The 19,059-nt window shown below is 38.2% G+C and carries 19 protein-coding genes; 7 read left to right on the forward strand and 12 right to left on the reverse strand.

The window, feature by feature from the left end:
* Positions 1 to 14: 14 nt before the first annotated feature.
* On the forward strand, positions 15 to 923 hold the full coding sequence (locus QEZ38_RS02610) for an ATP-binding cassette domain-containing protein (RefSeq protein WP_281334939.1): 909 nt from the start codon (positions 15 to 17) through the stop codon (positions 921 to 923).
* Between the two features lie 10 nt (positions 924 to 933).
* Positions 934 to 1,692: an ABC transporter permease gene (locus QEZ38_RS02615; protein WP_281334940.1), complete on the forward strand. Its 759-nt coding sequence runs from the start codon at positions 934 to 936 to the stop codon at positions 1,690 to 1,692.
* A gap of 39 nt (positions 1,693 to 1,731) precedes the next feature.
* Here the strand turns inward: QEZ38_RS02615 and QEZ38_RS02620 are convergent, their stop codons facing one another.
* From QEZ38_RS02620 to glmU, 9 genes are all read right to left on the reverse strand, one after another.
* Positions 1,732 to 2,610, reverse strand: a complete 879-nt coding sequence (locus QEZ38_RS02620) for a sensor histidine kinase (RefSeq protein WP_281334941.1) — start codon at positions 2,608 to 2,610, stop codon at positions 1,732 to 1,734.
* Positions 2,607 to 3,308, reverse strand: coding sequence for a response regulator transcription factor (locus tag QEZ38_RS02625; RefSeq protein WP_153225356.1), 702 nt, complete (start codon positions 3,306 to 3,308; stop codon positions 2,607 to 2,609). The genes QEZ38_RS02620 and QEZ38_RS02625 overlap by 4 nt, the downstream gene beginning before the upstream one ends.
* Positions 3,309 to 3,413: 105 nt before the next feature.
* Positions 3,414 to 3,674 carry a SemiSWEET family transporter gene (locus QEZ38_RS02630; protein ID WP_006150712.1) on the reverse strand — a complete coding sequence of 87 codons (261 nt, stop codon included), beginning with the start codon at positions 3,672 to 3,674 and terminating at the stop codon, positions 3,414 to 3,416.
* A 171-nt stretch (positions 3,675 to 3,845) separates the two neighbouring features.
* On the reverse strand, positions 3,846 to 4,142 hold the full coding sequence (locus QEZ38_RS02635) for a hypothetical protein (protein WP_281334942.1): 297 nt from the start codon (positions 4,140 to 4,142) through the stop codon (positions 3,846 to 3,848).
* Positions 4,143 to 4,213: 71 nt separating this feature from the next.
* Complete coding sequence (pcrA, locus tag QEZ38_RS02640; RefSeq protein ID WP_281334943.1) at positions 4,214 to 6,502, reverse strand: DNA helicase PcrA; 2,289 nt, start codon at positions 6,500 to 6,502, stop codon at positions 4,214 to 4,216.
* A 292-nt stretch (positions 6,503 to 6,794) separates the two neighbouring features.
* Positions 6,795 to 7,490, reverse strand: a complete 696-nt coding sequence (locus tag QEZ38_RS02645) for a 5'-methylthioadenosine/adenosylhomocysteine nucleosidase (RefSeq protein ID WP_281334944.1) — start codon at positions 7,488 to 7,490, stop codon at positions 6,795 to 6,797.
* A gap of 10 nt (positions 7,491 to 7,500) precedes the next feature.
* On the reverse strand, positions 7,501 to 7,812 hold the full coding sequence (gene macP / locus QEZ38_RS02650) for a cell wall synthase accessory phosphoprotein MacP (RefSeq protein WP_281334945.1): 312 nt from the start codon (positions 7,810 to 7,812) through the stop codon (positions 7,501 to 7,503).
* Complete coding sequence (locus QEZ38_RS02655; protein ID WP_153225360.1) at positions 7,805 to 8,368, reverse strand: NUDIX hydrolase; 564 nt, start codon at positions 8,366 to 8,368, stop codon at positions 7,805 to 7,807. The genes macP and QEZ38_RS02655 overlap by 8 nt, the downstream gene beginning before the upstream one ends.
* A 9-nt stretch (positions 8,369 to 8,377) precedes the next feature.
* Positions 8,378 to 9,757 carry a bifunctional UDP-N-acetylglucosamine diphosphorylase/glucosamine-1-phosphate N-acetyltransferase GlmU gene (gene glmU / locus QEZ38_RS02660; protein ID WP_153225361.1) on the reverse strand — a complete coding sequence of 460 codons (1,380 nt, stop codon included), beginning with the start codon at positions 9,755 to 9,757 and terminating at the stop codon, positions 8,378 to 8,380.
* A gap of 156 nt (positions 9,758 to 9,913) precedes the next feature.
* Here glmU and QEZ38_RS02665 point away from each other — a divergent pair, with 156 nt between their 5' ends.
* From QEZ38_RS02665 to lysS, 5 genes are all read left to right on the forward strand, one after another.
* Positions 9,914 to 10,714, forward strand: coding sequence for a glycoside hydrolase family 25 protein (locus QEZ38_RS02665; protein ID WP_281334946.1), 801 nt, complete (start codon positions 9,914 to 9,916; stop codon positions 10,712 to 10,714).
* A 109-nt stretch (positions 10,715 to 10,823) separates the two neighbouring features.
* On the forward strand, positions 10,824 to 11,666 hold the full coding sequence (locus tag QEZ38_RS02670) for a DUF368 domain-containing protein (protein ID WP_281334947.1): 843 nt from the start codon (positions 10,824 to 10,826) through the stop codon (positions 11,664 to 11,666).
* Positions 11,666 to 12,151: an aminoacyl-tRNA deacylase gene (locus tag QEZ38_RS02675; protein WP_153225364.1), complete on the forward strand. Its 486-nt coding sequence runs from the start codon at positions 11,666 to 11,668 to the stop codon at positions 12,149 to 12,151. The genes QEZ38_RS02670 and QEZ38_RS02675 overlap by 1 nt, the downstream gene beginning before the upstream one ends.
* On the forward strand, positions 12,148 to 12,768 hold the full coding sequence (locus QEZ38_RS02680) for a histidine phosphatase family protein (protein WP_281334948.1): 621 nt from the start codon (positions 12,148 to 12,150) through the stop codon (positions 12,766 to 12,768). Before QEZ38_RS02675 ends, QEZ38_RS02680 begins: the two co-directional genes overlap by 4 nt.
* Before the next feature lie 140 nt (positions 12,769 to 12,908).
* Positions 12,909 to 14,399, forward strand: coding sequence for a lysine--tRNA ligase (lysS, locus tag QEZ38_RS02685; protein ID WP_281334949.1), 1,491 nt, complete (start codon positions 12,909 to 12,911; stop codon positions 14,397 to 14,399).
* An 89-nt stretch (positions 14,400 to 14,488) separates the two neighbouring features.
* Here lysS and QEZ38_RS02690 read toward each other — a convergent pair whose 3' ends face one another.
* The 3 genes from QEZ38_RS02690 to QEZ38_RS02700 form a co-directional block, all read right to left on the reverse strand.
* Positions 14,489 to 16,159 carry a formate--tetrahydrofolate ligase gene (locus QEZ38_RS02690; protein WP_281334950.1) on the reverse strand — a complete coding sequence of 557 codons (1,671 nt, stop codon included), beginning with the start codon at positions 16,157 to 16,159 and terminating at the stop codon, positions 14,489 to 14,491.
* A gap of 171 nt (positions 16,160 to 16,330) precedes the next feature.
* Positions 16,331 to 17,806, reverse strand: coding sequence for a hypothetical protein (locus QEZ38_RS02695; RefSeq protein ID WP_281334951.1), 1,476 nt, complete (start codon positions 17,804 to 17,806; stop codon positions 16,331 to 16,333).
* Entirely contained in the window at positions 17,787 to 18,986 is a 1,200-nt protein-coding gene (locus tag QEZ38_RS02700; protein WP_281334952.1) for a hypothetical protein, read from the reverse strand. Before QEZ38_RS02700 ends, QEZ38_RS02695 begins: the two co-directional genes overlap by 20 nt.
* Positions 18,987 to 19,059: the final 73 nt, after the last annotated feature.

Genomic DNA, 19,059 nt, shown 5'->3' on the forward strand with positions numbered 1-19,059 from the left:
TAAAGGAGAAAACTATGAAAACAGTCCTCGAAATCCATGGCTTGTCCAAACAATTTGGCAAACAACCTATTCTACAAGATCTTAATCTCTCAGTAAAAGAAGGAGATATCTATGGGCTTATCGGAAAGAATGGTGCTGGTAAAACTACTCTGATTAAAATCATTACCCAATTATTATCTGCTGACTATGGAACCATTTCCCTCTTTTCCAGTCAAGGTTATAAGGAATGCACCAAAGCCCTATCCCGAGTAGGTTCAGTCATTGAATCCCCAGTAGCACACAATCATTTAACAGCCTATCAAAATCTTAAATATTATTGTACTATTCGACATATCCCAAATGCTGATCAAGTCATTCAGGAAACGTTAAAATATGTAGGGTTATCAGATACAGGTAGAAAAGTTTTTCGAGATTTCTCTCTTGGGATGAAACAACGTCTGGGCATTGCTATTGCTCTCCTATCAAAACCAGACTTTCTCATCCTTGATGAACCCATCAATGGACTTGACCCAATCGGTATCAAAGAGTTTCGTCAAATGATTCAACGTCTGAATCAAGAACTAGGAATGACCATTCTCATCTCTAGTCATATCTTGTCAGAACTCTATCTCGTTGCCAATCGATTTGGAATCCTTGACCAAGGGAAGATCATTCGAGAAATCAGTAAGGCCGAATTTGAGACACTTAATGAAGACTATATCGTTCTGAAAACAAGTGAAAAAGAAAAAGCTAGTCAAATCTTAAAAGACAAAGTGCGTCTTGAGTTTAAGGTCGTTAATTCAGATAATGAGATTCATATTTTTAGTCATGAACAAGATGTCAAACGAATTCTCAAAGAACTTACTCTAGCAGATGTCGCTGTTGATGAGATTTACTATGCTCGTCAAAATCTTGAAGAATACTTCACACAATTAGTAAAATAGGAGGAAGATCATGATTCATACAATTCAAGCAGACTTTTACCGTCTTTTCCGTTCCAAAGGTTTTTGGATTACAGAGATTGTTCTCTTTGCACTCATGTTAATGGGAGCTACTATTGGGGCTACAGGACATCTAATGTCAGTTAATACAACGCCCCCAGAATCAGAAATTCCAACCCAAGGTTGGAATGGTGTGCAAGCCCTGATTAACGCATCGAGTCAAGGTTCAAACCTCGTTTTTCTCTGTATTATCCTTGCTTGCCTCGTTCTGGGAGTTGACCTTATCGGAAAACTCTATAAAAACAGTTTGACAGTAGGGGTTTCTCGTACAGAATTCTTTCTAGCCAAATCTGTTGTATTAGCCAGTATCGCTCTAATGCAAATTCTTATTAGCCTAGTTATTGCTTTCGTACCAGCAACTATCCTAAACGGAGTAGGAACCATGCCAGAAGGATTTATTGGCAATCTCCTTCTAACGATTGGTCTTCAATTCCTCTGCCTTCTTGCTTGGCTTTCCATTATTTCCTTCATTCTCTATGTGACTCATTCTTATCTGGCTGTTTTCATTGGCTATTTAATCAGTTCTATCTTGCTTTCAATGCCGATGCTTATATTCCCAGATATTGAGATTTTACGCCATTTATCCTTAAATGTTGCCTATGCCATGACTGCCTATAGTCAAGCTGTTCTATACACCATTATCGTTACAGTGACTGTTATTCTATTCTTTACCATCAGTGGACTTGCTGTTTTCAAAAAGAAAAGCTTATAAAAATGACCTCCTCTGTTCAAAAAGAGGAGGTTTCTTGTTTTAAAAGAGTATCTTAACTGTAAACCAAGCACCGTCTGTACTTAGTTGTAGTTCTGCTCCAAGGAGATGGGATAGTTCTTCAGTAATATAAAGACCTAAACCAGAGGATTCTTCTGTATCTGAGAGATTTTCAGAGTAAAATCGCTGACTGAGATTTTCAATTTTGCGAATGGGTTGTTTGACCAGATTAGCAATTTCCAAACATATGTGATTGTCCACTTCCTTCAAAGAAAATCTCGCTTCATCTTTACCATGTTTTAGAACATTGCCAAGCAGATTTTGTAACATACGGTCTAATAAATCTGAATCTGTCAGTAAATACAAACCAGGTTCTACTTGCAAATCAAGGTTAATCTTTGCCGTTTGAAAAGAATCATAATAGGTCAGTAATTTTTGAGTTATAAAAGCTGAAACTTCTAACTCAGATAAGTTAGGTTTCACTGCTCCTTCCATTAACCGACGATAGTCCAAAAGAGCCTCTAGGCGTTTTGAAACTTGATTGAGATGATGAGCAATTTTTCTCAAACTCTCAGACTCAGGATTTTCTGTTTTAAGCAATTGCTGAGTATAACCTGACGCAATCGTTAAAGGCGTCCGAATATCATGGGCAATATTGCTGATAGCCATATCCAAGGTCTGCTTTTCACGCTTCATAATCAAGCGTGACTGCTCAACTTCTTGAAAAAGATGATTGATTTGCTGGTAAAGATGTAAAAAATCCTTAGAGAAGGTTGACACTCCTATTCTCTTCATACTTCCAGTATGAATCTTGTCTTCGATTTGTTGGCTTAAGTTCACGAGTGCTAAATGATAACGAATCAACCATATTATCAATACGATAATGACTATCAGTAGCAAAGATAGTAAAATGTAGATCATTGCTCATCTCCTTTAAACCGAACACCAACTCCCCAGATAGTCTCAATATACTCTTGCTCTGGATCCAGTTGGCTTAGTTTTTTACGGAGATTACTTAAATGAGTGTTGAGAGTATTGTCGCCTGGTAAATAAGTGTCCTCCCAAACCAATTCATAAAGTTCTTCTTTCGTAAAAATCTTCTTAGGATGTCTCAGCAAGGTTTGGAGTATCAAACATTCTTTCTTAGCTAGGCGAATAGTTTCCTGGCTATTTTTGATTTCAAAACTGTCTGCATCAAATTGAATATTTTTTAACTGTTGAATCAACTTGTCTGGATGTTCGATTTCAGCTGCTTGCTTGTCACTTTTTTGACGTAATTGTACCGTAACCCTGGCAAAAACTTCATCCAAATCAAAGGGCTTTACAATATAATCATTAGCACCATCTAAGAGATATTGGCTGATGAGCTTTTTATCGCTTAGGGCAGTTAGCATGATGACAGGAACTGAACTATCTTGTCTAATGGCTTTTAAAACCTGATCGCCATTTTTTCCTGGAAGCATAATATCTAACAAGATTAGATCAATGTCACCTTGTTCAAATCGTATCATTCCTTCAGTACCAGAAAAAGCCTGAATCACCTCATGCTCCTCAGAAAGAAGAGTTCTCAAAATTTCTTGAATCTCATTATTATCTTCAACGATAAGTATTCTAGCCATAAACACCAACCTTTCTAATAGTATTATATCATGTTTTTTTAGGAATTTCGGATAAAGAAAAACTCTCCTTCATAACTAGATACGAAGAAGAGTTTACTTTATGTTTTAGAATAAAGCTGTCAATGCGGTAATAATCCCAAAAACGATGCCTGGTGCATTGGCTGCTGCCAAAGGGATATCACGTTCTTTTTTAAAGAGTCCGTAGTATACCCAAAGACTGCAGTTAATTGCAGCTACTGCTGGTTGGATAAAGTTTCCTTTTTGACCCGCAAGGTTGTTCATAATTTGTGGAATATATGAGATATACATCATTACAGACATAAAGGTTGCAATCCAACCTAAAGTTTTCATTTGTTTTTCAGTCATTTTCTTCTCCTTTCAAAAACAGTTTCAATTATACACTATTTGTTTTAATCGTGTAAGCAAAAAACTTTTTTGTTAAGAAAATGTAAATTATCACAAGATTGTGACCAGAGATAACTTTTTGTTCTTATCTTTAGAAAAGGTATGGTGGCTAACAGTTTTATCATACTATTATTATTTAAAAAATCTCGGATGACCATTTACATCCAAATAAAAAACTACCTTCGCCTCCTTATCTGAAATTACTAATGTATAGTCTTCGAATAAAAAATTATTTGGCAGATACTTAACTAACATAAACCATAATGTTGAACCTTTGTAATCCATCTTTTCAAACTCATATGGATAAGAGTGCTCTAATCTTAAAAGGTTAGGATCTAAAACACATTCACCCTCAAGTTTATTATTAGAATGAAAGTTTTTACCAATTTCAATAACCTGTAAAGGTGATAAATTCGTCTTCTTTTTCATAGTCATATACCACTGATTTCCATAGAACAAATGAATCTATTATCATTAACTTCAAAAATTGAAACTATGTACTACTTCTTCTCAATCGGTGCTACACTGGCTAAAAGTTTTTTGAGGCCGACATCTGGGAAATTGATTTTCAATTCCTGTGTTGAGCCGCTACCTGATACTTCAAGAACAGTTCCTTCACCCCATTTCTTATGAAGGGCAATATCACCAATAGACCAGCTTGTCTCACTAGAAGTCGATGTAGAACCAGCTGAAAACTGTCCAAAAGGTAGTCCTTTTGATTCAATTGATCTTGGTGCTGCGTTGCGTTTACGATCTTGTAGAGCTTGAGCTAGGCTCATGCCTTGACCAAAGGCGACACCTCCGCTACTATAGGATGCTTTGAAGCTACTATTAGCAGGACGCGCCAAACCTTGATAAGTTAACAAATCTGAACTAATCTCATTGATAAAGCGTGTTGGGCGATTATAGTTCGTTCGACCAAACAGCAAGCGTGAGTTAGCATTAGTCAAATAGAGAATTTTTTCTGCGCGCGTGATACCGACATAGGCTAGACGGCGTTCTTCTTCTAGTTCATCCATGTCTTCTGCTGCGCGACTAAGTGGAAAGACATTTTCTTCCATCCCAATCAAGAATACAACTGGAAACTCCAGTCCCTTGGCAGCATGGAGCGTCATCAAGGTTACTTCTGATGTCTCTTGACTGCCAGAGTCAGTATCAGCAATCAAGGCCAAGTCATTGAGGAAGCGACTGAGTTTATCCAGTCCCGTTTCTTCTTCCTGATTATCTGAATTATCATCGAAATTCTTGGTAACAGAAAGAAACTCTTCGATATTTTCAACACGAGCCTTACTTTCTAAGGTTGCTTGAGCATTGAGAATATCCACGTAGCCTGTTTTTTCCAAGACTGCTTCCACTAACTCAGTAATGCTTAATTGATCCAGTTGCTCCCGCAAATCAAGAATCATATTGGCAAAATCCCAGATTGACTGGGCTGCCTTACCTTTAATCCCTGATAACATGATGTTAGCTGAAGCATCAAGCATCGACATGTTTTGTAGGTTGGCAAAGCCACGGATTTTCTCTACTGTTCCTGGTCCAATGCCACGTTTTGGTTCATTGATAATCCGCTCAAAACTGATATTATCACTCAAATTGGCAATGAGATTCAGATAAGCGATAATATCACGGATTTCCTTACGGCTATAGAACTTAGTTCCACCGACCATAGTATAAGGAATATTGGACTTGAGCAGAGCTTCTTCAATGGTACGAGACTGGGCATTGGTACGGTAAAGAACTGCAAAGTCCTTGTGAAGGAAGTTTTGGCTTCGACCAAGTTCATCGATGGTTTTAGCAACAAAGACAGCCTCGTCTTGTTCATCATTAGCACGATAGTAGACAATCTGTTCTCCATCCGCATTTTGAGTCCAGAGATTCTTAGGACGGCGATTTTTATTGTTTTTGATAACATCATTAGCAGCTTGGAGGATGGTCTTGGTCGAACGGTAATTTTCCTCCAACAAAACAACCTTGGCTTGAGGATAGTCCTTCTCAAAATCCAAGATATTCTGCATATCAGCACCACGCCAACCGTAGATAGACTGGTCAGCATCCCCAACTACGCAGATATTTTGGAAACGAGAAGCCAAGAGTTTAACGAGTTGATACTGAGCATGGTTGGTATCTTGATACTCATCAACATGAATGTACTGGAACTTTTGCTGGTAGTATGTCAAGACATCGGGATTTTGGTCAAAGAGACGCAGAGTAAACATAATCAAATCATCAAAGTCCACCGACTCTGACTGACGAAGTTCTTTTTGATAGGCTGTATAACACTTTGCTACAATTTGCGTGTACATATCTCCTGCCTGGGCAGCATAAGCAACATCGTCAATCAGATCATTCTTAGCATTGGAAATGGTTCCCAAAATAGTCCGTTCATTCCATTTTTTAGGATCCAAGTTTAACTGCTTGAGGATGCGTTTCATGAGCGTTCGCTGCTCTCCTGGATCTACAATCGTGAAATTGCGATTATAACCAATATGATCCGCATCGCGACGTAGGATACGCACGCACATAGAGTGGAAGGTCGCGATCAAACAATCCTGAGTAGCTGGGTTGAGGTTATAAGCACGCTCCTTCATTTCACGGGCAGCTTTATTGGTAAAGGTAATGGCCAAGATATTCCATGGGTTGACCATCTTTTCATCAATTAAGTAGGCAATACGGTGGGTTAAAACACGAGTCTTACCAGATCCCGCCCCCGCCATGATCAGCAAAGGTCCTTCTGTGGTTTGAACGGCCTCGACTTGACGGTCATTCATTCCCTTTAATAATTCGTTCATTTTCTTTTCCTTATTCTTCAAGTCAATGCTTCTATTATATCAAAAAAGTTTGAAAATAACTTTTCTTAGGAGCCTTCTGATTATTTAAGTTGGCAAGACAAGAAAAGGCTGGGACAAAAGTCCTAGCCTCTCAATTCTCTTTTGATTGTCGAGCAAGGCGCAGTGGTTGAGTGGGCTCTACTACGCTGATTTCATCAGCTTTTACAGCCCTACTCAACTGTGCGGAGGTGGGACGACGAAATCGAATTCTAACGAATTACCGATTTCTGTCCCACTCTCAGTAATTCTTCTATTAGTCCTTTATAGACTGCAAAAGCGTCATTAGGGCTTGGGCAGAACGACGTCCTGCTTCTACGATAAATTCATCAAAGGAAACGGATGCTTCATGGTTGGCATTGTCACTCATGGCACGAACGACTAAGAAAGGAAGGTTCAAAGCCTGAGCTGCTTGAGCAATAGCTGCCCCTTCCATCTCTACAGCAAGAACTTGAGGGAAATGCTCTTTTATCGCTTTGATTTTATCTTCTCCAGCAACAAAACTGTCTCCTGTCGCAATCAAACCTAAATGCCAAGTTTGGTCCAGTTTAGACAAACTCTCTTGAATCAAATTGATAAACTTTTTGTCTGATTCAAAATAGAGAGGCTGTTGAGCCATTTGACCGTAATCATAGCCAAAGGCAGTCACATCAACATCGTGATAGGTAAGCTTGTCTGCAATCACTACATCGCCTACTGCAATCCCATTTGCCACTGCACCAGCAGATCCAGTATTAATCACTGCATCCACCTGAAAGTGATCTGCTAAGATAGCGACACTCATAGCAGACATGACTTTTCCGATTCCACTCTCTACAAGTACAAGCTCGACAGAACCAACTTTTCCTGTGTGATAGCTATTTCCCAGAACCTTTTCTTCGCTGGCATCGTCCAAGTGTTGAATCAAGTAAACTAGCTCTTCTGGCATAGCTGCTATAATTCCAATTTTCATGATAGACCCCTTAAAAAAATCTCATTGCTAAAATTAACAAAATCAAGAGAAGAATAACTGCAAATAGAATCTTATTCAATTTAGAATTAAAGACATTTCTCTTAGTATTTTCAATCCGACGACTTTTGTGAATAGAGGGTTCAACTTCGATAGTCAGTGTATCCTGACTAAAACCATGATCTCTGCTTCGTGAATAGCCAAAATTTTGAGAAGAAGTCGGTAAAATCTTAGTTTCCTCATCATCTAGCAAGGGAGGACCTGAGATGTCCTCTCCTCGATTGGCACGTTCAATCATTTCATCTGTTAATAAAGGTTTACCCATGGGTTCCTCCACTATTTTTTTGTAATTCCCAGTACTGGATAGCCATGATGGTCTTAGCATCACAGATATCTCCTGACTGGATCAGTGCTTTAGCTTGGTCAAGACTGACTTCAAGCAACTCCAAAGTCTCATCTTCATCCTGAGGACGAGGATTTTCAACTTTTGTCAAATCGATTGCCAAGTAAAGTTTTAAGCGCTCGTTACAAAATCCAATCGCTGAGTAAAAATCATAAAGAAGGCTTAATTTACCAGTATAGGCCGCTTCTTCTTCTAATTCACGAAGGGCTGCAGCTTCTGGATCTGCATTCTCCCCAATTTCAAGCTTACCTGCTGGAATTTCATATGAGACTTTTTCAATCGCCTTGCGATATTGTTTAACAAGGACAATCTTATTTTCTGGAGTGACTGCAAGGACACAAACTGCTCCATTGTGGAAAATCAAATCACGTTGCGCTCTACCTTTGCCAGAAGGTAGTTCAACCTGGTCTTGAACCAATTGGAAGATCGGTCCTTTATAGATTTCTTTACGACTTATAGTCTTTTCTTCGAATTCCATCGTTAGCTCCTATTTATTATTAGGATGATGAGGGAGGCGAGTTGCATATTCATCCTTATTGACTTGACGACCTCGTCCAATAGCAATGGCATCAGCTGGGACATCTTTAGTAATGGTTGAACCTGCTCCAACAAGAGAATTATTTCCAAGCTCTACTGGAGCAATGATAGTTGAATTTGAACCAACGAAAACATTGTTACCAATGGTTGTTTTAAACTTGTGTTGACCATCGTAATTTACAGTGATTGTTCCAGCACCAAAGTTGACATCACTACCAACTTCACAGTTACCAATATAAGTCAAATGACCTGCCTTAGTATTCTCCCCAATGCTAGATCCTTTGACTTCAACAAAGTTTCCAATGTGCACATCTTTTGCAAGGCTTGATCCTGGACGGATATGAGCATAAGGACCAACTGTAACACCATCAGCAACTGAGCTTTCCTCAATCATTGAATTGGTAATCACTGCTCCTGCTCCGATACTACTATCAACGATATAAGTTCCGTTGGTCAAAACAGTTCCTGCACCAATCTTACTAGAACCTTTGAGGGTTACATTTGCTTCTATTTGAACTTCTGGAGCGATCTCAACATCAATGTCAATGTAAGTAGCTTCAGGATTCACAAAACTAACTCCATTGATCATATGCGCTTGGTTAATACGGCGACGCATAATGCCTTCAGCTGTCGCAAGGGCAACACGGTCATTAACTCCGAGACTTTCATCAAAGTCTTTTAGAGTATAAGCACCAACTTTTTCCCCTGCTTCACGGAAAATGCCGATGACATCAGTGATGTAGTATTCACCTTGGGCGTTGTTGGTATTGATATTTTTAAGAGCTTCAAAAAGACGAGCATTATCAAATACATAGGTTCCTGTATTGATTTCCTTGATTTGTTTTTCAAAATCAGTCGCATCCTTCTGCTCCACGATACGAAGCACTTCAGCATTCTCATTGCGAACAATACGACCATAACCAAACGGATCTTCCGCTTCTGCAGTTAGGATTGTAGCTACGTTCTTGTGATTAACGTGGAAATCAATCAAGTTCTTTAGACTTTCACCAGTAATGAGTGGTGTATCACCAGCAATAACCAATGTTTGTCCAGAAAGTCCTTCAAGAATTGGCTCAGCCATCATAACCGCATGACCAGTTCCTAATTGCTCAGACTGTCTTACAAAATCAGTTTGACCAGCTAAAACTTGTTCAACTAGCTCTGCCTTATGACCAACAACCGTTACTGTTTTTTCAGGATTGATTGCCCCTACACTACGAAAAACATGCTCCAGCATTGAAATTCCTGCAACCTTGTGCATGACTTTTGGTAGATCTGACTTCATACGAGTACCTTTACCCGCTGCTAAAATAACTGCATAATTTGCCATATTTTTCTCTTTTCTATAGAAATTCCTTTTAATTATATCATATTTTTGCTCTTTCAAACACAAAAGAGGGCAAATGCTTTAAAACATCGCATTCTCTAGATGATTTCGAGTATTTTTTTTTGATTTTTTTCACCATTTACGATACACTATAAAAGTATGAGAAAGAAAATAAATCCTGTTTTTATTTTTACTGTATTAGCTACTCTTGTGGGTATTTTAATCATCAATAGACCCAAGTTTGAAGACCATCCAGTCAAAACAAAGCAAAATCCAGTTCAAGTAGAAACTCAAGCTTTACATAATATCAACAAGCCGATTATTGATGTTTCTGGCTGGCAAAGACCATCAGAGATCAATTATGACACCTTAGCTCAAAATATTTCAGGTGCAATCGTTCGGGTTCATAGTGGAGCTCAAGCTTCTGTTGAAAACGATGCTTCATTTAAAAATGGGGTTGATAAGGCTTATAAAGAACACATCACAGAATTTCAAAAACGGAATATTCCAGTCGCTGTTTATGCCTATGTAGCTGGTAAAAATGTCGAAGAAATGGAAAAAGCTGCCGAAGTTTTTTATAATGCTGCTTCTCCCTATAATCCTAGCTACTATTGGTTGGATGTTGAAGACAAGACTATGTCTGACATGAACAAGGGTGTTGAGGCCTTTCGTGCTAAATTAGCTTCATTGGGAGCTAAAAATATTGGCATCTATGTTGGTGTTTACTTTATGGAGGAGCATAGTATCAGTACGGAAAATTTCTCAGCAATCTGGATACCGTCCTATGGAACCAACTCGGGTTACTACGAGAGTGCTCCAAAAACAGATCTTAACTATGAACTTCACCAATACACCTCTCATGGAAGCCTTGGAGGCTTTGAAAATCATCTGGATTTGAACCTTATTTCTTCATCAAAGAACAAGGAAGAAACCTTTAGAAAATTATTTTTAAATCCTTAATCACTATCACCATAAGCAAGTCAGACATTGCTTTCTGCTTGCTTTTCTTTATTTTTCAGTATTAAATCACTGTTTTATCTTTATAGAATATGAATCTCGGAGGACCTCTATGTTATCATGGCTATCAAAAATTATTAAGGGAATTGTTATTGCTCTCGGTTTCATTCTACCAGGGATTTCTGGTGGCGTCCTTGCTGCTATCTTGGGAATTTACGAAAGAATGATTCGTTTTCTTGCCCATCCTTTTAAGAATTTAAAAGAAGATGTGCTCTTTTTCCTTCCTGTCGGTATTGGGATGCTTCTAGGTATCGGACTTTTCTCCTATCCAATCGAGTATCTTTTAGAAAATTATCAAGTTTATGTATTGTGGAGTTTTGCTGGAGCTATCATTGGTACCATCCCAAGTCTTGTCAAAGAATCAACTCGTGACTCTGATAGAGATAAGGTTGACCACATATGGTTTTGGGTAACCTTCATCATCTCAGGTATCGCCCTCTATGCCTTGAATTTTGTAGTTGGTTCTCTATCTGCAAGCTTCCTAAACTTTACACTGGCTGGATGTTTGTTAGCACTTGGTATTTTGGTTCCAGGGCTTAGTCCTTCCAATCTTCTTTTGATTCTTGGCCTTTATGGCCCTATGTTAACAGGATTTAAGACTTTTGATTTATTCGGAACCTTTCTTCCAATAGGAATTGGAGCACTTGCTACTCTTGTCATTTTTTCAAAATTTATGGACTACGCTCTCCGTGTCTATCAATCTCGTGTTTACCACTTTATCATCGGAATTGTTCTTTCAAGTACAATCTTAATCCTCATTCCAAATGCTGGTAATGCTGAAAGCATCAGCTACAGTGGATTATCTCTTGTGTCTTATGTCATCATTGCCTTTTTCTTCGCTCTAGGTATTTGGTTGGGAATCTGGATGAGTCAATTGGAGGATAAGTATAAATAATGGCAAAAAAAGTAAAAGTCAAGAAAACCTTGGTCCAACAAATTTTAACTAAGGCAGGAATAAACCATACGGGTATTCAAATTAATGCCTTGGAAGGTGAGATGCCTCAAGGTTATGAAAAGAGTCAGATTTTTAAGACTTTAGCCCTTCTGGGAGATAAGACTGGACCCATTATCGGAATCCTTCCTATCACTGAACATCTTTCTGAAAAGAAACTGGCTAAGATTTCTGGTAACAAGAAAGTCAGTATGATTCCACAAAAAGACCTCGAAAAGACAACAGGCTATATCCACGGTGCCAATAATCCAGTTGGGATTCGTCAAAAACATAACTATCCTATCTTTATCGATCAAACTGCGCTTAAATTCAATGAAATGATTGTTTCCGCAGGGGAGATTGGTCATAGTATCATTATCAACCCTAAAGATCTAGCAGCCTTTGTTAAAGCTGAATTTGCTGACATTTTGGAGGCAAGTAACACATGAAATTCTATTTTATTCGTCACGGTAAAACACTTTGGAATCTTGAGGGACGTTTTCAAGGAGCAAGTGGTGACTCTCCACTCCTTGAGGAATCCATTGAGACCTTAAAAAAATTGGGTCAGTATCTCCAAGAAACTCCATTTGATGTGATTTATTCTAGTGATCTTCCTCGGGCTAAAACTTCTGCTCAAATTATCCAAAGTCAACTGAAAGATAGATGTCCTTTAGTAGAAATAGCCTCTCTAAGAGAGTGGCAACTCGGGAAACTTGAAGGAGCAAAATTTGCAACCTTAGAAGCCATCTATCCCGAGCAATTAAAAGCTTTTCGTACCAATCTAGCGAAGTTTGATTCGACTATGTTTGGTGCTGAGTCTGTCTATCAAACAACTCAGCGTACCATTCAATTTATCAAATCATTAGAGTCCAAACCTTTTGAACATGTCATGATTGTCGGTCACGGAGCCAATCTCACAGCCAGTATTCGAACTCTTCTAGGCTATGATACTCCACTACTTAGAAAAAATGGTGGTCTAGCAAATGCCAGTGTTACTATTGTCGAAACAGAAGACTTTAAAAACTTCAACCTTTTGGAATGGAACGACACTTCTTATCAAAATTAGAACTGAACTTAACAATCACTGTTAAGTTCTTTTTAGATTTTATAGAATATCCGTGAATTTATTTGACTTTTATGATAAAATGGGAGTATCGCAAAAAAGACTCATCGTATCAAGAATTGAGTAAAAACTAGGAGGAAACCATGTCAACAGAACATATGGAAGAACTAAATGACCAGCAGATCGTTCGCCGTGAAAAAATGGCTGCGCTCCGCGAACAAGGAATCGATCCATTCGGTAAACGATTTGAACGCACTGCTAACTCTCAAGAACTAAAAGATAAATTTGCTGACCTCGATAAGGAACAACTACATGAATTGAACGAGACTGCTACTATTGCAGGTCGTCTTGTTACCAAACGTGGTAAAGGTAAGGTTGGATTTGCCCACCTTCAAGACCGCGAAGGTCAAATCCAAATCTACGTTCGTAAAGATGCTGTCGGTGAAGAAAACTACGAAATCTTTAAAAAGGCTGACTTAGGAGACTTCCTTGGTGTCGAAGGTGAAGTGATGCGTACGGATATGGGAGAACTCTCAATCAAGGCTACTCACATCACACACTTGTCTAAAGCCCTTCGTCCCCTTCCAGAGAAATTCCATGGACTAACTGACGTTGAAACAATCTACCGTAAACGTTACCTCGATTTGATTTCTAACCGCGAAAGCTTCGAACGTTTTGTTACTCGTTCAAAAATCATCTCTGAAATCCGTCGTTACCTAGACCAAAAAGGATTCCTTGAAGTTGAAACACCAGTTCTTCACAACGAAGCTGGTGGTGCTGCTGCTCGCCCATTCATCACTCATCACAATGCTCAAAACATTGACATGGTGCTTCGTATCGCGACTGAGCTTCACTTGAAACGTCTTATCGTTGGTGGTATGGAGCGTGTGTATGAGATTGGCCGTATCTTCCGTAACGAAGGAATGGATGCTACACACAACCCTGAGTTTACTTCTATCGAGGTTTACCAAGCATACGCAGACTTCCAAGATATCATGGACTTGACGGAAGGCATCATTCAACACACTGCTAAAGCTGTTAAAGGCGATGGTCCGGTTATCTATCAAGGAACTGAAATCAAGATCAATGAACCATTTAAACGTGTACACATGGTTGATGCAATCAAGGAAATTACAGGTGTTGATTTCTGGAAAGATATGACTTTCGAAGAAGCAAAAGCTATCGCAGCTGAAAAGAATGTCCCAGTTGAAAAACACTACACTGAAGTTGGACACATTATCAATGCCTTCTTTGAAGAATTTGTTGAAGAAACATTGATTCAACCAACATTTGTCTATGGGCACCCAGTGGCTGTATCACCACTTGCTAAGAAAAATCCTGAAGATGAGCGCTTTACAGACCGCTTCGAGCTCTTCATCATGACTAAAGAATATGGTAATGCCTTTACTGAGTTGAATGACCCAATCGACCAGCTTAGCCGTTTCGAAGCTCAAGCTAAAGCAAAAGAACTTGGTGATGATGAAGCAACAGGCATTGACTACGACTACATTGAAGCACTTGAATACGGTATGCCACCAACAGGTGGTTTGGGAATCGGTATTGACCGTCTCTGCATGCTACTCACAGATACTACTACTATTCGTGACGTATTGCTCTTCCCAACTATGAAATAAAAACTCAAATCTCCTAGTTATCTCTAGGAGATTTTTTAATAATAACAAAAAGACAAACTCAATATTGAGCTTGTCTTTAAATTTTCTTATTAGAATAATCCAAGAACTGTACCATCACTTTCAACATCCATGTTAAGAGCTGCTGGGCGTTTTGGAAGTCCAGGCATGGTCATAACGTCACCAGTAAGTGCAACGATGAAGCCTGCACCCAATTTTGGTACCAATTCACGAATAGTAATTTCAAAGTTTTCAGGGGCTCCAAGAGCATTTGGGTTATCTGAGAAACTGTATTGAGTTTTAGCCATACAGATTGGCAATTTGTCCCAACCATTTTGTAAGATTTGTGCGATTTGAGTTTGAGCTTTCTTCTCGAAGTTTACTTTGCTTCCACGATAGATTTCAGTGACAATCTTTTCAATCTTCTCTTGTACTGAAAGGTCATTGTCATACAAACGTGTATAGTTAGCTGGGTTTTCGTCAATCGTTTTGACGAGAGTTTCAGCTAGAGCTACTCCACCTTCTGCTCCATCGGCCCATACGCTTGCTAATTCAACTGGAACATCGATTGAAGCACAAAGTTCTTTCAAAGCTGCGATTTCAGCTTCTGTATCAGATACGAACTCGTTAATTGCAACAACTGCTGGAATACCGAACTTACGGATATTCTCAACGTGGCGTTTCAAGTTTGCAAATCCAGCACGTACTGCTTCCACATTTTCCTCTGTCAGAGCATCTTTAGCAACTCCACCATTCATCTTAAGAGCACGAAGGGTTGCAACGATAACTACTGCATCTGGCGCAGTTGGCAAGTTTGGAGTTTTGATATCAAGGAATTTCTCAGCACCAAGGTCTGCACCAAAACCTGCTTCTGTCACTGTGTAATCAGCCAAGTGAAGGGCTGTAGTTGTAGCCAAAACTGAGTTACATCCGTGAGCAATATTGGCAAATGGACCACCATGCACAAAGGCAGGTGTACCATAGATTGTTTGAACCAAGTTTGGTTTGATAGCATCTTTCAAAATCAATGCCAAGGCACCTTCAACCTGTAAATCACCAACTGAAACAGGTGTACGGTCATAGCGGTAACCGATAACGATATTGGCCAAACGACGTTTTAAATCTTCAATATCAGTTGCCAAGCAAAGGATTGCCATGATTTCTGAAGCAACAGTGATATCAAAGCCATCTTCACGTGGAATACCGTTAAGAGGACCACCGAGTCCAACAGTTACGTGACGAAGGGCGCGATCGTTCAAGTCCACCACACGTTTCCAGAGAATACGACGTTGGTCGATTCCAAGTTCATTTCCTTGATGCAAATGATTGTCAATCAAAGCAGAGAGAGCATTATTTGCTGTTGTAATAGCATGCATATCTCCAGTAAAGTGAAGGTTGATGTCTTCCATTGGTAAAACTTGGGCATAACCACCACCGGCAGCTCCACCTTTAATCCCCATGACAGGCCCAAGAGAAGGTTCGCGGATAGCAATCATGGTTTTCTTACCAATCTTATTCAAAGCATCAGCAAGTCCGATAGTGATAGTTGATTTTCCTTCACCAGCAGGTGTTGGATTGATAGCAGTAACTAGAATCAATTTACCGACTGGATTACTTTCCACTTCACGAATCTTATCAAAACTAAGCTTAGCCTTGTATTTTCCATACAACTCCAAATCATCGTAAGAAATATCCAGTTTCTCTACAACATCAACAATAGGCTTCAACTCAATACTCTGTGCGATTTCAATATCTGTTTTCATTCAAAACTCCTCTACCTCAAATGTGTTAATTCATTATATCATAAAATAAGATTTTTAACAGTCATAAAGCTTGGTAACGTTCGTAAATATCACAATACTTCAGGCTTTTTCGTCTTCTATTTTAATTTTTATATGCCTTTATAGGTTTTAACTATAGTTGAAAGCTTTCTACTAACTCAGAAAGTAGCTATCAATTTCGGATAAATCATGTAGAATTTCGTCATTAGAAACTCCTATATACTCAGCTAATTCAATTGAATACTCAAAACGAAGACGTGTATTGATAGATAAATCAAAAGAGTAATCCTGTAATCGTCCTAGTTTATGATATTTATCCATAATATCATTAAAAATAATCTTGTATTTATCATCTAAGTTTTTGATATGATTATCTAAGTTTTCCCTATAATCTTGAATTAATTCCTGTTCCCTATCACTTAAAATCCCTTTGCCTATTTCCCAAATTATTGAAGTAGCTATTGAACCTACTACTGCTCCTAAGACAGGGACAGGAATAAGTGTTTGACCAACACATGAACCAATTGTCGCTAATGTTGTATCCAATGTATTGATAGTTATAAAATTTATAAATTCATCCTCAGTAATCTCATTTGTTCTAAGTTTAGTAATAATATCTACCATGCCGTAACTTGCTGTTACAAACGCACTTGCATTAGGAGCACTCATTTTAAAAACATTAGTGAGACCATAAATCGCGTAACCTGATATACAACCTTTTACCGCACCTTCCACTGTTTCCAGTCCACAGTCTAACCAATCTGATTGTTCAAATTCAAAAATTGTTTTTCCTTCTTTGTATTTCCCATACACAGCTGACATTAATGCTAAACCACCTTGTAAAAAAGCTGCGTTTCTTGCAATCTTGTTAGCTTCTTTTATTCTTGGTAATGAATTTTTTTGTGCTACTAACCGTTTTCTATTTAACTCTTGTTGTTTTAGTCTGACAGTTTTACAAATATTCTTCTCCTCGGAATCTAAAATGGAATTTATTGAATTTCTTTGAGCATCATCATAATTTAGAACAGATGATTTCATCCAAGATTTATATGAAGTAAGTCCCTTGCTTTTGGTAATATCATTGATCATTTGTCGTATATCAGTAATTTGTTTAATAGACAATTTTTTACCATTAAATTCAACTTCTTTGGCCCCAGCCATTATCTTTTCGTATATTAACACATGATCTTTCGGAAACATCATTTTCATTTTTTTACTGTAATGAAACGATTGAGCTAGTTCATCACGTAAATTATTATAAAACTTCATTTGAATGGTATTTCTACCAATTAATAAATCGGCTGGTCCATTATCATTCAATACTTTTACAATAGGATTTAATCCTTCAAAAGCTCTTCTCGCATTCACAATTCCTGCTTCTGCAAATTCAGCAATAAAACCGTGACCGCCGTATTCACCTCCACGATTCTTTAGAATAACGTCTTCAATGTTATCTCTAGCATAGTTTAAGATTTTAGAAGCATTGTCCTTGTTTAAAATGACATGTTGAGCTTCATCCTCAATCATTTTCATAGTAATTTGTAAGTCTTGAATTCTCAAGTTGTTTAAACAATTGACATATGCACCTATCCCTTGATAAAATGCTCTATTAACAGCCTGATTCATCATTTATTCTAATTTCCTTATTAATCATCGAAGTAAGTGAGAGGGTTGAATTTACTAAACTACCTGCTTGATACTTTTCATCATCTGTAAATAAGTTATAATCTTTTCCAATTAAAGAAAGATTAGCTAAATAAATCCCCTCAGTTTGCTTTTCAATTAAATTAATTAATTCGCTAATTTCTATTATTGATTTTTCAGTTTGTCTAATTAATAACTCAATTTTCTTTTGTTCATCAAGCGCTTCTTTAGCTACTTCTTCATTTTTTTTATTAGCAAAAACACCTGCTCCGACAGATGCTGTTAACATTAAGCCAGCAATCCCCCAACCAACAGGGCCCGCCATGGCTAGAAAGGCATTGCCAGCAGCCATACCTCCTCCGCCTGCTGCTAGGCTTCCTCTACCTAACCAAGCTAATGCCGCACTATTTCTTGCTGCACCTGTCAAACTAGAAATTGCTGTTCCTGTTGATGCAACACCAAAAGTAGTGGCAACCCCCATAGCCGCAGTAGGACCTAAAGTTGCGACTGTCACACCTAAAGCACTTAAAGAAGCTGTAGCTGCCGTACTACCGCTGGCTAATTCTGCTTCTTTGATTGCCTGAGTAATAGCTAACTGCTTATCTTCGAAATTCTGTATTTCAACAATTATCTCTTCTAACTTTGTTTCAAATTCTTTCGGTTTATTTGCTAATTTACTAATTCTCTCTTCAACAATTTTTACAACTTTAATCGCCTTGTCTCTAGTTTTATAAAGCTCAGTCGATCTATTCGTTAGATCTGTGGCTTTTTCATTATATGTTTGAATAGATTCATGATAGTTCTCAACAGCTTCGGACCTTAGTTTACCATTAAAAAGATCTATTGAATCAATTTGTGATTTTGCTTCCGTTGCAATTTTTCCAGCTTGATTGATTGTGCCAGTTGTCACCTCTGTTACTTGTTGAACAGTATCATTCGCTACTGTAGCAGCTTGACCTGAAACGTCTGAAACAACATTTCCTATCTTATTTGATACATCTCCTATTACTTTTACAGAATCTGATAATAAATCTCCTGTAACTTTCCCAGCGCTATCTAAAGCTTTTCCAGCTTCATTAAGTACGCTACTGGTTGTCTTACTAGCATCATCAATTACTTTACTAGCTTCTTTAACCATATTATCTGCAAATTTTAAAAAGTCCATAACTGCTTCCCCTTTTCATATATAACTAAAATAATTATCTTATATCTTAAATTAATTGTCAATAATAATATAG

The sequence above is a fragment of the Streptococcus taonis genome (genome assembly GCF_029948085.1).
GTDB classification, from domain to species: Bacteria; Bacillota; Bacilli; order Lactobacillales; family Streptococcaceae; genus Streptococcus; species Streptococcus taonis.

Excerpts from the sequence above, each read along its gene's own strand:
- QEZ38_RS02610 (WP_281334939.1), top strand. The coding sequence starts at position 15 with ATGAAAACAGTCCTCGAAATCCATGGCTTGTCCAAACAATTTGGCAAA.
- QEZ38_RS02615 (WP_281334940.1), top strand. The coding sequence starts at position 934 with ATGATTCATACAATTCAAGCAGACTTTTACCGTCTTTTCCGTTCCAAA.
- QEZ38_RS02620 (WP_281334941.1), bottom strand. The coding sequence starts at position 2,610 with ATGATCTACATTTTACTATCTTTGCTACTGATAGTCATTATCGTATTG.
- QEZ38_RS02625 (WP_153225356.1), bottom strand. The coding sequence starts at position 3,308 with ATGGCTAGAATACTTATCGTTGAAGATAATAATGAGATTCAAGAAATT.
- QEZ38_RS02630 (WP_006150712.1), bottom strand. The coding sequence starts at position 3,674 with ATGACTGAAAAACAAATGAAAACTTTAGGTTGGATTGCAACCTTTATG.
- QEZ38_RS02635 (WP_281334942.1), bottom strand. The coding sequence starts at position 4,142 with ATGAAAAAGAAGACGAATTTATCACCTTTACAGGTTATTGAAATTGGT.
- pcrA (WP_281334943.1), bottom strand. The coding sequence starts at position 6,502 with ATGAACGAATTATTAAAGGGAATGAATGACCGTCAAGTCGAGGCCGTT.
- QEZ38_RS02645 (WP_281334944.1), bottom strand. The coding sequence starts at position 7,490 with ATGAAAATTGGAATTATAGCAGCTATGCCAGAAGAGCTAGTTTACTTG.
- macP (WP_281334945.1), bottom strand. The coding sequence starts at position 7,812 with ATGGGTAAACCTTTATTAACAGATGAAATGATTGAACGTGCCAATCGA.
- QEZ38_RS02655 (WP_153225360.1), bottom strand. The coding sequence starts at position 8,368 with ATGGAATTCGAAGAAAAGACTATAAGTCGTAAAGAAATCTATAAAGGA.
- glmU (WP_153225361.1), bottom strand. The coding sequence starts at position 9,757 with ATGGCAAATTATGCAGTTATTTTAGCAGCGGGTAAAGGTACTCGTATG.
- QEZ38_RS02665 (WP_281334946.1), top strand. The coding sequence starts at position 9,914 with ATGAGAAAGAAAATAAATCCTGTTTTTATTTTTACTGTATTAGCTACT.
- QEZ38_RS02670 (WP_281334947.1), top strand. The coding sequence starts at position 10,824 with ATGTTATCATGGCTATCAAAAATTATTAAGGGAATTGTTATTGCTCTC.
- QEZ38_RS02675 (WP_153225364.1), top strand. The coding sequence starts at position 11,666 with ATGGCAAAAAAAGTAAAAGTCAAGAAAACCTTGGTCCAACAAATTTTA.
- QEZ38_RS02680 (WP_281334948.1), top strand. The coding sequence starts at position 12,148 with ATGAAATTCTATTTTATTCGTCACGGTAAAACACTTTGGAATCTTGAG.
- lysS (WP_281334949.1), top strand. The coding sequence starts at position 12,909 with ATGTCAACAGAACATATGGAAGAACTAAATGACCAGCAGATCGTTCGC.
- QEZ38_RS02690 (WP_281334950.1), bottom strand. The coding sequence starts at position 16,159 with ATGAAAACAGATATTGAAATCGCACAGAGTATTGAGTTGAAGCCTATT.
- QEZ38_RS02695 (WP_281334951.1), bottom strand. The coding sequence starts at position 17,806 with ATGATGAATCAGGCTGTTAATAGAGCATTTTATCAAGGGATAGGTGCA.
- QEZ38_RS02700 (WP_281334952.1), bottom strand. The coding sequence starts at position 18,986 with ATGGACTTTTTAAAATTTGCAGATAATATGGTTAAAGAAGCTAGTAAA.